This is a genomic window from Microbacterium sp. Y-01 (assembly GCF_003856715.1).
Lineage (GTDB): Bacteria > Actinomycetota > Actinomycetes > Actinomycetales > Microbacteriaceae > Microbacterium > Microbacterium algeriense.
Genome location: NZ_CP024170.1, coordinates 674244 through 686013 on the forward strand (window position 1 = coordinate 674244; position 11770 = coordinate 686013).

12 protein-coding genes are annotated in these 11770 nt (G+C 69.4%); 9 read left to right on the forward strand and 3 right to left on the reverse strand.

The features are described from left to right. Positions 1-94 precede the first annotated feature (94 nt). Positions 95-1459: a M23 family metallopeptidase gene (locus CSX12_RS03070; RefSeq protein WP_017204664.1), complete on the forward strand. Its 1365-nt coding sequence runs from the start codon at positions 95-97 to the stop codon at positions 1457-1459. A 263-nt stretch (positions 1460-1722) separates the two neighbouring features. Here the strand turns inward: CSX12_RS03070 and CSX12_RS03075 are convergent, their stop codons facing one another. Both CSX12_RS03075 and CSX12_RS03080 read right to left on the reverse strand, forming a co-directional pair. Further along, complete coding sequence (locus CSX12_RS03075) at positions 1723-2214, reverse strand: inorganic diphosphatase (RefSeq protein ID WP_017204665.1); 492 nt, start codon at positions 2212-2214, stop codon at positions 1723-1725. A 38-nt stretch (positions 2215-2252) separates the two neighbouring features. After that, positions 2253-2915 carry a TMEM175 family protein gene (locus CSX12_RS03080; protein WP_124894815.1) on the reverse strand — a complete coding sequence of 221 codons (663 nt, stop codon included), beginning with the start codon at positions 2913-2915 and terminating at the stop codon, positions 2253-2255. A 74-nt stretch (positions 2916-2989) separates the two neighbouring features. Between CSX12_RS03080 and tilS the strand changes: the two genes are divergently transcribed. Then, positions 2990-3982, forward strand: coding sequence for a tRNA lysidine(34) synthetase TilS (tilS, locus tag CSX12_RS03085; RefSeq protein ID WP_124894816.1), 993 nt, complete (start codon positions 2990-2992; stop codon positions 3980-3982). A 36-nt stretch (positions 3983-4018) separates the two neighbouring features. Here the strand turns inward: tilS and CSX12_RS03090 are convergent, their stop codons facing one another. Continuing rightward, positions 4019-4612, reverse strand: coding sequence for a DUF937 domain-containing protein (locus CSX12_RS03090; protein WP_124894817.1), 594 nt, complete (start codon positions 4610-4612; stop codon positions 4019-4021). A 138-nt stretch (positions 4613-4750) separates the two neighbouring features. Between CSX12_RS03090 and CSX12_RS03095 the strand changes: the two genes are divergently transcribed. The 7 genes from CSX12_RS03095 to folP all read left to right on the forward strand — a co-directional run bounded on the left by CSX12_RS03095 (position 4751) and on the right by folP (position 11738). Beyond that, positions 4751-5017, forward strand: a complete 267-nt coding sequence (locus CSX12_RS03095; RefSeq protein WP_017204670.1) for a hypothetical protein — start codon at positions 4751-4753, stop codon at positions 5015-5017. Beyond that, positions 5014-6948: an alpha/beta hydrolase gene (locus tag CSX12_RS03100; RefSeq protein WP_124894818.1), complete on the forward strand. Its 1935-nt coding sequence runs from the start codon at positions 5014-5016 to the stop codon at positions 6946-6948. Before CSX12_RS03095 ends, CSX12_RS03100 begins: the two co-directional genes overlap by 4 nt. Beyond that, entirely contained in the window at positions 6948-7478 is a 531-nt protein-coding gene (locus CSX12_RS03105; protein ID WP_124894819.1) for a hypothetical protein, read from the forward strand. The genes CSX12_RS03100 and CSX12_RS03105 overlap by 1 nt, the downstream gene beginning before the upstream one ends. Before the next feature lie 56 nt (positions 7479-7534). Further along, positions 7535-8086 (forward strand): hypoxanthine phosphoribosyltransferase, encoded by a 552-nt coding sequence (gene hpt / locus CSX12_RS03110; RefSeq protein WP_017204674.1) that lies wholly within the window; start codon positions 7535-7537, stop codon positions 8084-8086. A 220-nt stretch (positions 8087-8306) separates the two neighbouring features. Then, on the forward strand, positions 8307-10307 hold the full coding sequence (ftsH, locus tag CSX12_RS03115) for an ATP-dependent zinc metalloprotease FtsH (RefSeq protein WP_017204675.1): 2001 nt from the start codon (positions 8307-8309) through the stop codon (positions 10305-10307). Between the two features lies 1 nt (position 10308). Continuing rightward, positions 10309-10929 (forward strand): GTP cyclohydrolase I, encoded by a 621-nt coding sequence (gene folE / locus CSX12_RS03120; RefSeq protein WP_124894820.1) that lies wholly within the window; start codon positions 10309-10311, stop codon positions 10927-10929. Then, positions 10929-11738: a dihydropteroate synthase gene (folP, locus tag CSX12_RS03125; protein WP_124894821.1), complete on the forward strand. Its 810-nt coding sequence runs from the start codon at positions 10929-10931 to the stop codon at positions 11736-11738. The genes folE and folP overlap by 1 nt, the downstream gene beginning before the upstream one ends. Positions 11739-11770: the final 32 nt, after the last annotated feature.

The window sequence follows — 11770 nt, forward strand, 5'->3', positions numbered from 1 at the left end:
GGTCGGCGCTGCCCGGATCGCCGACGATCCACCCTGGTGCGGATGTGAAAGTTGTTGTTAGTGTGGCAACTGTGAAACCGGCGGAAGGGGCCGTGTGAACGACAAGATCACGCTGGATGCTGCTGTCGCGGCGGCATCCGAGGATTGCGGCTGCGCGCCCAGTCCGACCGAACGTCGTGCGTTCGACAAGGCCGGTGTCAGCCGTCGCGGAGCTCTCGGCATCGGGGTGCTCAGCGTCGTCGCCCTCAGCGCGTTCGGCATCTCCAACGGCGTCTCCGCCGCGTACGCCGCCTCGTACCCGAGCTGGGACGATGTGCAGCGCGCCAAGAACAGCGAGGCGGCGAAGGCCGCCGAGGTCAGCCGTATCGAGGGCCTGATCCAGTCGCTGACCCGCAAGGTCGCCGAGACGCAGGCCGCCGCGAAGGTCGCCTCCGACGAATTCTACGAAGCGCAGCAGAGCTACTTCGCCGCCGCCACGGAGGCGGACACTCTTCAGGCGAAGGCCGACGAGCAGGCGGCGAAGGCCGACGAGTCTGCCCGCAAGGCCGGTCAGGTCGCCGCCCAGCTGTACCGCAACGGCGGTGACGACACCTCGCTGGAACTCTTCTTCGCCGGTTCCCCGGACAACGCCGACGAGCTGCTCGCCCGCCTCGGCACGATGGACAAGCTCCTCGAGTACAACCAGTCGGTCTACGACGACGCCGTCGCGGCCCGCAACTCCGCGCAGTCGCTCAGCGACCAGGCCATCGTCGCCCGCGACGAGCGCGACCGGCTGCAGAAGATCGCCGAAGAGAAGATGGTCGTCGCCCAGCAGGCCGCGGATGCCGCACAGGCCGCGCTCGACGAGCAGTCCGCGAACCTCGCCACCATGCAGGCGCAGCTCGCAGCCCTCAAGGACAACACCGCGAAGACCGTCGCCGGATACCAGGCCGGCGTCGAAGCCGCGGAGAAGGCACGTCGGGAGCGCGAGGCCCGCGAAGCGGCAGCAGCCGCCGCAGGCAACGGCGGCGGTGGAGGCGGCGGAGGCGGCAGCCAGGGCAGCGGCGGCTGGTGCCGTCCCCACGGCGGTGGAAAGAGCTCCGGCTACGGCCCCCGTTCTCAGCAGTGCGGGCCGCAGGGATGCTCGTCGAGCTTCCACTACGGCACCGACTTCGCCAACGGCTGCGGCGCAGCGATCTACGCCGCGCAGTCCGGAACCGTCGACTACGCCGGCGGCAACGGCGGCTACGGCAACTACATCCGCATCCAGCACGGCGGCGGCATCGGCACCGGCTACGCGCACATCCGCGATGGCGGCATCCTCGTCCGCTCCGGCCAGTGGGTGCAGTCCGGACAGGTCATCGCCTACGCCGGCAACACCGGCCGCTCGTTCGGCTGCCACCTCCACTTCGAGGTCTACGTGAACGGCGGCGCCGTCAACCCGGTGCAGTTCCTCGCGCAGCGCGGCGTCTCCGCCTGAGCGACCTCGAACCCCAGACGCGAAAGACCCCCGGTTCCCTTGCGGGACCGGGGGTCTTCGCTTCGACAAGCTCAGCGACCCAGCATGGGTGGCACAGCGACCCAGCGGGGGTGGCTCAGCGACCCAGCGGGGGTGGCTCAGCGACCCAGCGGGGGTGGCTCAGCGACCCAGCGGGGGTGGCTCAGCGACCCAGCGTGGGTGGTCAGCGACCCAGCGTGGGTGGGTCAGCGACCCAGCGTGGGTGGCTCAGCGACCCAGCGGAGTCAGTGACCCTGCTCGCCGAAGCGGACGATGGCCTCGTCGAGGATGCGCTGCGCCTCGGCGGCGTTCCCCCACTCGTCGACCTTGACCCACTTGTTGGGCTCGAGGTCCTTGTAGTGCTCGAAGAAGTGCGCGATCTCCTTCTTCGTGTACTCGGCGATGTCGTCGATGTCCTGGATGTGGGCCCACCGCGGGTCCTTCGACAGCACGGCGACGAGCTTGTCGTCTCCGCCGGCCTCGTCGCTCATCTTCAGCACCGCGACGGGGCGGACCTCGACGACGACGCCCGGGTAGATGGCGTGGTCGAGCAGCACGAGCACGTCGAGCGGGTCGCCGTCCTCGCCGAGCGTGTTGTCGAAGTAGCCGTAGTCGGCCGGGTAGCCGAAGGTCGTGTAGAGCACGCGGTCGAGGTGCACTCGTCCGGTCTCGTGGTCGACCTCGTACTTCACGCGGCTGCCGCGCGGGATCTCGATGACGGCGTCGTGTGCGCCCATGCGTGTGCTCCTCAGAAGGTTCGGTTGGATGCCGCGGACTAGCCTACCGGCGGCGCCTCGGCGTCCGATCCGCCCTCGCGGCGGAGCATGACGCGGTTCAGCAGCCGGGAGAGCGGACCGTTCAACAGCAGGATGAACAGGGCGACGTACCCGTTCGGCGCGGTGAACACCGCGATCACGAGCGCGATCGCGAACAGGATGATCGCGGCGAGGTCGCCGACGACGCCGGCGCGCAGGACCGCCGGCGGCGCCGTCGTGAGCTCGGGGTGCCGTCGCAGGTAGAGCCAGCCCGCGAGCGTCGTGACCTGCGTCATGATGAGCGTCCCGATGTAGACCACGGCCTGGAGCGCATCGGAGTCCAGCTGGCCGAGCATCGCGGTCGGCACGGGCAGCCAGACGATCGTCGCCATCCACGCGACGTTGATCCACAGCAGCGGCACCGTGATCCACTCGACGTCGCGGTACTGGCTGTGGTGCCCCATCCAGAACATGGCGATGAGGAGGAAGCTCAGCCCGAAGCTGACCAACTGCCCCGAGTGCTCGCGGAAGAACTCCGCGGTCGTGAGGTCTCCGGAGGCGGCATCGGAGACGGCCTCCAGCAGCGGCAGGATGAGCAGGGTCATCGCGATGGCCACGACGGCGTCGACGAAGGCCTTGAACCGCTCGGTGCGGAAGGGTCGCGTACGCGCGTTGTCGGTCACGGCGTCAGGATAGTCCGGCCGATGCGGCGCTGCATCCGCTCGGCCCCGCGACGGCCGTGCCCTACCGTGGAAGCGTGCCGTCTCTCCCTCCTGTCATCGCTGAGATCCGCCTGGCCGTGCGCACCGCGCTCGCCGAGCTTCCCGAGGGGTCGACCGTGATCGTCGGTCTCTCCGGAGGGGCCGATTCCCTGGCGCTCGCCGCGGCCGTGGCTTTCGAGGCGCCGCGATGCGGGCTGCGCGCGGCGGCCCTCACGGTCGATCACGGTCTGCAGGATGACTCGGCCGCCGTCGCGGAGGCGGCAGCGGGCGCCGCGCGCGACCTCGGCCTCGATGCCCTCGTGGTGCGGGTGGCCGTCGACGGGGCAGGCGGTCCGGAGGCCGCCGCCCGCGACGCCCGGTACCGGGTTCTGCGCGACGCCGCCCTGGACGTGTCGGCGGCGGCCGTGCTCCTCGGTCACACCCTGGACGATCAGGCCGAGACGGTGCTCCTGGGTCTCGCGCGAGGCTCCGGAGCCGCGAGCCTGCAGGGCATGGCCCCGGTCCGCGAGGATGACGACGGCCTGCAGTGGATCCGACCGCTGCTCGCGGTGCGCCGGGAGACGACGCAGGCGTTCTGCGCGACCTCCGGCCTGACGGCCTGGAGCGATCCCCACAACGCCGACGCACGGTACGCCAGAGTGCGCGTGCGCGAGCGTGTGCTGCCGGTGCTCGAGACCGAACTCGGTCCGGGTATCGCAGAAGCTCTCGCCCGGACGGCCGAGCAGCTGCGTGAAGACGCCGAGGCTTTCGACGAGATGATCCACGAGACGATCGAGGACATCGTCGAGCACGCCGAGGCCGGCATCTCCGTCAGCGTGGCCGCGCTCGCCGCGAACCCCGCCGCCCTGCGGAACAGGATCATCCGCCTCGTCGTCGACAGCGAGTTCGGGGTCGCCCTCACCCGCGCGCAGACCCTCGAGGTCGCCCGGCTCGTCACCGATTGGCGGGGTCAGGGGCCGATCGACCTGCCCGGGTGCGCAGCCGCCCGCAGGGGCGGACGCATCGTCATCACCGCATCCGGTCGCTGATCGGGAGCTTCGCCCAGACGGAGCGCGGAGGGCGGGCTACTTCTTCCCGCCGAACAGTCCGCCGAGGATGCCGCCGAGGTCGATGCCGCCGCCCGAGCCGCTGTTCCCGCCGCCGAGCAGTCCGCCGATGACGTCGCCGATGCCGCCGCCCGAGCCGACCTTGTCGCCGCCGCCGAGGATGCCGCCGATCACGTCGCCGATGCCGCCGGAGCTCTCCGCCCCGGCGTCGGTCTTGGCGCTCTTGTCCTTCGTCGCGTTCGCGATGAGACCCATGACGATGGGGGCGAGGATGGGCAGGAGCTTGCCGAAGTCGATTCCGGGGGTCGCCTCCGACTCCGTGAGCTCCTTCGTGACCTCCTTCTCCTTCGAGCCGAGGATGTGCGCGACGATCTTGCCACCGTCGGCCTGATCGATGTCGTCCACCGTGCTGGCGGGCGTCGAGCCGGAGTGCTTCTTGAGCGCGGCCTCGATCGCCGCGGAGCCCTCGGTGGTCTCGGCGTTCTTCGCCAGTCCGCCCAGGAGCACGGCGCCGCCCTGCTCGACCGCGACCTTCGCCTCGTCGCGCGAGACGCCCAGCTTCTCGGCGATGTCGTCGATCGGCACCTGGGTGAGGATGTCATCAAGAGCCATGAGGATTCCTTCCGTCGGTGGGCGTCCGCCCGCGTCACCGATCACAGTAGTGCGGATGGCGGGAGATGGGGAGATCTCCCCATCGCCGTCGTGCAACACGCGGCCCTATGGTGGAAGCTCCGGGGGGAAGGAGTACCGATGTCCGATCTCGATGTCCAGAAGGACGCGCTCGACACGGCGCAGGCGCGGCTGACGGCAGGTGCCGCGCCGGTCATCACGTCGTGCCTGTCTTTCGCCGGCACCGGTTCGCCCTCCGTCGAAGGCGCGCTGGGCGAGGCCGAGTCGCTGCTGACGCAGATCCTCTCCGCACTCGCGCAGACGGCGACGAACTCCGCGGCCGACACGGCCTCCGTCGCCTCCACGTTCACAGCGTCCGACGAGACCCTGGCGCAGGCGGCACGATGAGCCTTCCGGGAATCGTCGACGACCCGGCCAAGGGCGATGTCGGGGCGGTGAACGGCTACGCGACCGCCTTCACCACCCGTGCGAGCTCTTCGCGGGAGCGCAAGGGCGACGCGGATGCGGCCCTCGCCAGCCTCACCTCGATGACTTCGTCGGCGGCGGCTGAACTCGGCACCAGAGTCGTGCTCCTCGCGCAGCGCCTCGGGGAGACGGCCCAAGGGCTCGACGGGATCTCCGCCGCCGTGTCGACGTACGCGACAGACCTCGAGGCGTTGAAGAGCGAGGCCGCGCGGCGCCTCCGGACCGCCCAGAACGCGTACGACCACATCTTCGTCCGACGCGCGGAGGCACTCAACGCCGCCAGCGAGTTCGTCACCGGCTGGGCGCTTCCGTGGGACGCGGTGCTTCCGTCATGGATGTACCTCGACGACCCCGGCTACCTGCGCCGCTGGCAGGACGCGATCGACGGCTACCGCACCGCGCTCGCCTCCTACAACGCCCTCGCGGAGCAGCGCGCGGCCATCGATCAGAAGGCCGTGAGCGCGCTCGCCGCCGTACCCCTCATCACCGCCGTCACCCAGGGCGGGAAGGTCGGCCCTGGCGGATTCGTCGCCGCGAGCCTCGCGTGGGCGGGCAACGTCAACGCGATCACGGCGGAATCCCTCGCCGGTCTCGGCGACCCCGACATCATCCGCGAGACGTGGAACGCGATGGACGACGAGACGCGGGCGGCGCTCCTGGCCGCGTCATCCCTCATCCTGGGAAACCTCAACGGCATCCCGATCCGCGACCGCGTCACGGCCAACCACACCAACATTCGCGATGAGATCGCGCGAAGGGAAGCCGAGATCGCCCGGCTCCAGGCGCTGGTCGACAGCCTCAAGACCGGCGACCGCGCCGACGCCTGGGAGGCGAAGGGCTACCTCGACGAGATCGCGAAGCTGCGCGAGCCCATCGACTACTGGCAGAGCCTGCTCGACCAGGACTACACGTGGTGGGACGAGAGCGAGCGAAAGCACACCGAGAGCGGGGCAGGCGCGCGCGTCGTCGTCTTCGACCCGGGCGCGGACGCGGTGGCCACGTACCACGGCCCGATCGATCCGATCACCGGAGACATCCCCGCGTGGATCCGCAACGTCGCCGTGTCGGTCCCGGGGACCACGACGACCATGACCAGCTTCGGTGACGGAACGGGTGCGCAGCTCTACCGGTCGGCCGGCCCCGACACCGCGGTGTTCCAGTGGGCGGGAGGCACGTTCCCGCAACTGGAACTGCCCGGACCGACCGACGCCTCCTTCTCGCGGGACCTCGCGCCGAAGCTGGTCGACTTCGTCGCCGGAATCGACAAGCCGGATGGTTCGTCCCTCACCGTGCTGGGCCACAGCTACGGAGGGGCGACCGTCGGGCTCGCCGAGAAAGCGGGTCTCGTCGCCGACCGCATCCTCTACGTCTCAGCGGCAGGTATGGGCGCTGGGGTGAGCGGTATCGAGGACTTCCCGCAGACCTCCGGAGTCCCGCACTACTCGATGATGGCGCGAGGTGATCTCGTCGTCGGACTGATCCAGGGCAACGGGCCGGAGCAGATGCACGGGCAGTCGCCGCTGACCGCGGACGGTGTCACCCGATTGGAGACGGGGTGGATCAAGGACGACAACGGTGATCGCCTGGTTGACCTCGAGGACTACAACGTCGAGGGGAACGGCACGCCGCGGGGTATCGACAGCCACAGCTCCGTGTATGACCCCCGATCGGTGGCGTTCGACAACATCATCGCTGTCATCACCGGCGGCGACGCCATGCTCTTCGCGCCGGACTATGTCTACAACCCGCGACCCATCGTCGTGCCGGGAGCCGGACCCATCGTGCAGGCCCCGGTGCAGATCGACGGCATCGACAAGTCGGGTTTCGAACCGGAGTACGCGAGGATCGAATGATGAAGATGACCGCACGTGCCGTCGCGCTGATGGCCGGCGTTCTCGTGGCCCTGACGCTGGGAGGCTGCACGATGGTGACCGAGACAGACAGTCGACTCGACGAGTATCAGGCAGAGGCGGAGGGCTTGGCCGACGAACTGATCGCCCTGGTCCCGGCCGACCTCGCTCCGACGACTCCCCCCGACGTCGAGTCGTCGGGGCGCATGCTGCAGAATCCGGTCTCCGCCGACCCCTCTCCGCAGGACTCGGTCTGGTGGCAGGTCGATGCGTACATCGAACCGGTCCAGCGGCCCGCCGCCTCGGAGGACGCCGCGAAGGCGATCGCCAACGGCCTGCTCGACGACGGGTGGGAACAGACGAAGGCCCGCGAGACGGCAGAGGGCCGAAGGACGGCCGACGCCTATGCGAAGGACGACTGGTACGTCGAGGTGACGTGGGTTCGTTCCGAGGAGGGCAAGTTCGAGACGGTCGAGATCTCCGTGCTCAGTCCGAAGACGACGCGCGGAGACCACGACGAAATCCACTCCTGAGGGGGCGGTCGCAGCCCGGGACCGGAGCACACCGCCGCGTCGCCTAAAATCGATCCATGCGCGCCGCGGAGATCCAGGACGACCTTGCACAGATCCTCGTCACCGAGGAGGAGATCCACGCCAAGCTCGACGAGCTCGCGGCGCAGGTCGCGAAGGACTACGAGGGCAAAGACCTCATCCTCGTCGGCGTGCTCAAGGGTGCCGTCATGGTCATGGCCGACTTCGCAAGGGCGCTGCCCTTCCACGCCCCGATGGACTGGATGGCCGTGTCGAGCTACGGCGCCAGTACGAAGTCCAGCGGTGTCGTCCAGATCCGGAAGGACCTCGACACCGACCTGCACGGCAAGCACGTGCTCATCGTCGAGGACATCATCGACTCGGGCCTCACGCTGAGCTGGCTGCTGGAGAACTTCGAGTCCCGCGGCGCGGAGTCGATCGAGGTGCTCGCGCTGCTGCGCAAGCCGGAGGCAGCCAAGGTCGAGATCGACTGCAAGTACGTCGGCTTCGACATCCCGGTGGAGTTCGTCGTGGGCTACGGGCTGGATTACGCGGAGCGGTACCGCAACCTGCGGGACGTCGCCGTGCTGGCGCCCCACGTCTACAGCTGACGCTTCGACAGGCTCAGCGACCCACGCTTCGACAGCCTCAGCGACCCACGCTTCGACAGGCTCAGCGACCCACGCTTCGAGAGGCTCAGCGACCCACGCTTCGACAGGCTCAGCGACCCACGCTTCGACAGGCTCAGCGACCCGCGGGCAGCGACGGGCGTTGCGCCGTGGGTGAACGCACAGCGCCCGCCTAGGGCGCGCGCGATACGCTGATCCGATCATGGATGTGAAGAAGCTCACCCGGAATCCGCTGATCTACGTCGCGCTGATCGGCGTGCTTCTCTTCGGCGGATTCCTGCTGATCTCCAATCTGGGCGCGCCCAAGCAGATCACGACCCAGGAGGGACTGAAGCTCCTGTCCGGGACGACGGTCACCGAGGTCGTGAACACCGACGGGGATCAGCGGGTCGACATGACGCTCTCGAAGCCCTTCGAAGGCTCCGAGAACGTGCAGTTCTATTACGTCGATGCGCGTGCCGACGAGGTCGTCAGCGCGATCAACGAGGCAGCCCCCAAGGACGGCTTCAACGACGCCGTCCCGCGCGCGACCTGGTTCGACGGCTTCCTCTCGCTCCTTCTTCCGCTCGTGCTGCTCGGCCTGCTGTTCTGGTGGCTCCTGTCGTCCATGCAGGGCGGCGGCGGCAAGGTCATGCAGTTCGGCAAGTCCAAGGCCAAGCTCGTCAACAAGGAGACTCCGACGGTCACCTTCGCCGACGTCGCCGGCGCGGACGAGGCCATCGAAGAGCTCCACGAGATCAAGGAGTTCCTCCAGGATCCGGCGAAGTTCCAGGCCATCGGCGCCCGCATCCCGAAGGGCGTGCTGCTGTACGGCCCTCCCGGAACCGGTAAGACCCTCCTTGCCCGCGCCGTCGCGGGTGAGGCCGGCGCCCCGTTCTACTCGATCTCCGGTTCCGACTTCGTCGAGATGTTCGTCGGCGTCGGTGCCTCCCGCGTGCGCGACCTGTTCAGCCAGGCGAAGGAGAACGCGCCGGCCATCATCTTCATCGACGAGATCGACGCCGTCGGTCGTCACCGTGGTGCCGGCATGGGCGGCGGCAACGACGAGCGCGAGCAGACCCTGAACCAGATGCTCGTCGAGATGGACGGCTTCGACCCGAACGCGAACGTCATCGTGATCGCGGCGACCAACCGACCGGACATCCTCGACCCCGCACTGCTGCGCCCCGGCCGCTTCGACCGCCAGATCGGCGTCGACGCCCCCGACCTCAAGGGTCGCCAGAAGATCCTCGAGGTGCACAGCAAGGGCAAGCCGCTGTCGAAGAACGTCGACCTCGAGGTCGTCGCCCGCAAGACCCCAGGGTTCACCGGTGCCGACCTGGCGAACGTGCTGAACGAGGCCGCGCTGCTCACGGCGCGCTCGAACGCCCAGCTCATCGACAACCGCGCGCTCGACGAGGCCATCGACCGCGTGATCGCCGGTCCGCAGCGTCGCACCCGCGTGATGAAGGACAAGGAGAAGCTCATCACGGCCTACCACGAGGGCGGCCACGCTCTCGCTGCGGCGGCGATGAACTACACCGACCCCGTGACGAAGATCACGATCCTGCCGCGCGGCAAGGCGCTCGGCTACACGATGGTGCTGCCGCTGGACGACAAGTACTCGGTCACCCGCAACGAGCTGCAGGACCAGCTCACCTACGCGATGGGAGGCCGCGTCGCGGAGGAGATCGTCTTCCACGACCCCACCACGGGTGCGTCGAACGACATCGAGAAGGCCACCTCGATCGCCCGCAAGATGGTCATCGAGTACGGCATGACGACGCAGGTCGGCCCGGTCAAGCTCGGCACCGAGGGCGGCGACATGTTCGTCGCCCGTGACATGGGCCGCGGCCGCGAGTACTCCGAGAAGGTCGCGGAGCGGGTCGACGCCGAGGTGCGCGCGCTCATCGAGCAGGCCCACAACGAGGCCTACGCCGTGATCAGCGAGAACCGCGACATCCTCGACAAGCTCGCCCTCGCGCTGCTCGAGGAGGAGACCCTCGACCACAACCAGATCGCGGAGATCTTCACCGAGGTCAAGAAGCTCCCCGAGCGCCCGCTGTGGCTGTCGAGCGAGGACCGCCCGGTCTCCGAGCGTCCGCCGATCGACGTGCCGAAGAAGGACGTCTCGCTCGCCGCATCGGTCGAGGCGCCCAGCAGCGCACCGCGCACCCAGCAGGGGTCGGCCGGAGCCGGTCACCCGCGGCCCGCAACGGCGTGACGTGACCGTCGACAGGCAGCGCGTCGAGCGACTCACCAGGGAGCTGCTCGAGGCGATCGGCGAGGATCCCGATCGACCGGGGCTCAAGCAGACGCCGTCGCGCATGGCCGAGCTGTACACGGAGTTCTTCTCCGGAGTGGGGGAGGACCCAGCGGCTCCGCTCGCGCACACCATCAGCGTGACACGAGGCCCTGCGCCCGACACCCTCCCGTCCGGGGCGGTGCTGCTGCGTGACATCCGCTTCCGTTCGGTCTGCGAACACCACCTCCTGCCCTTCGCCGGTCACGCGCACATCGCGTATCTGCCGGGCGAGCAGGTCGTCGGACTGGGTGCCCTCGTGCGCGTGGTCGAGGTGCTTGCGGCGCGACCGCAGGTGCAGGAGCGCCTCGGAGAGCAGATCGCCGATACGATCGCCGAGCACCTCGACACCCGCGGCGTGCTCGTGGTGCTCGACGCCAGCCACGGCTGCGTCACGATGCGCGGCGGACGCCAGACGGAAGCCTCGACGCTCACGATCGCCGCGCGCGGCGTCTACGCGGATCCGGTCGCTCGCACCGAGCTCATCACGCTCATCGGACTGTCCGCCGGCTCGGGGGCGTCCCGCGACGGGTCCGCTCTCTGATGACGGGTATCTGGGGCATCGTCAACGTCACGCCCGACTCGTTCAGCGACGGAGGACGGTACTTCGACGTGGACGCGGCCGTCGCCCATGGTCTCCGGCTGCGCGCGGACGGGGCCGCCGTGCTCGATGTCGGCGGAGAGTCGACCAGGCCCGGAGCCGAGCGCGTCGGCACCGATGTCGAGCAGCAGCGCGTGATCCCGGTGATCGAACAGCTCGCCGCGGCCGGCGTGCCCGTCAGCATCGACACGCTGAGCGCCGAGACCGCCGCAGCGGCGGTCCGCGCAGGCGCCCGCATCGTGAACGACGTCTCGGGCGGGTTGGCCGATCCGGACATGCGGGCGGCCGTCGCGGAGTCCGGAGCGGATTTCGCGATCGGGCACTGGCGCGGTTTCTCGGCGGACATGTACGCGCACGCCGAGTACCGCCGGGTGGCCCGCGAAGTCGCCGGCGAGCTCCAGGAGCGCATGGGCGAAGCAGCAGCCGCCGGGATCGCTCCCTCGCGCCTGATCCTCGACCCGGGTATCGGCTTCGCGAAGGCGGGCACGCAGAACTGGGACGTGCTGCGCGGGCTCGACGAGATCATCGCGCTCGGCCCGCGCGTGCTCATCGGCACCTCGCGCAAGCGGTTCCTCGCGGAGGTGCTGCGTGGCGAAGGCGGCCAGGACGAAGAGGTCTCCGAGGCGCGGCGAGACCTCGCCACCGCCGTGACCAGCGCCCTCGCTGTGCGGGCCGGCGTCTGGGCGGTCCGCGTGCACGATGTGGCCGCCACCCGCGACGCCCTCGCCGTCGCGCACGCCTGGGAAGGCTGAGGGGCGCGCCCTGGGGGTCGCCCCCGTACGCT